At 49.1% G+C, this 652-nt stretch carries 1 pseudogene; it reads right to left on the minus strand.

The features are described 5' to 3' along the window. Nucleotides 1-652, minus strand: a pseudogene (locus WA352_RS21735) (YadA-like family protein); the annotation flags it as partial.

The raw sequence follows: 652 nt of genomic DNA on the forward strand, positions 1-652 counted from the left end.
CACGTTAGTAATCGTGGTGCCACCTGCACCTGCAAGCGTGATCTTGTCTTTGGTTGCAGGGTCATCATATTTAACCGCCGCATCGTCCAAGTTACCCAACTTGCCATCAACTGCTGCCAATTGATCTTCGGTTGCCGCTTGACCTGATACTGCTGTGCCGTTCCAAGTCGTGTTGCTTAAGCCACCAATAGTATTGGTTGTGCCATCAATCTTAACTTTGGTTGCACCGCTGCCCACATTGATTGCATCTTTAACATTCAACGTATCGCCCAAGCCCAGTTGAACTCCGCCTGCAACTGTCGTGCTGGTGATGTTGCTATCGCCTTTAACGTTGATATCACTACCCAAGGCATAGTTGTTCTTGCCTGTTGTGCCACCAAAGTTGATGCCTTTGTCTGCAGTTGCTTTAACGCTAGTGATCGCACCATCAATCGTGTTCGAGCCTGTGCCACCAATGTTACTTGTGGTGATTGCACCCGTCGTTGCATCAATCGTCGTGTTGCCACCAATTGCTGTCTTAACGCTGTCTGCAACACCGTGTAATTGACTGCCGTTGATTACATCAGTCGAAGTCGAGTTCACCGCACCAGCTTTAACATTGGTAATGGTGGTGCCACCTGCACCTGCAAGCGTGATCTTGTCTTTGGTTGCT

It is taken from the genome of Acinetobacter sp. 102, from assembly GCF_037028485.1.
Taxonomy (GTDB): domain Bacteria; phylum Pseudomonadota; class Gammaproteobacteria; order Pseudomonadales; family Moraxellaceae; genus Acinetobacter; species Acinetobacter higginsii.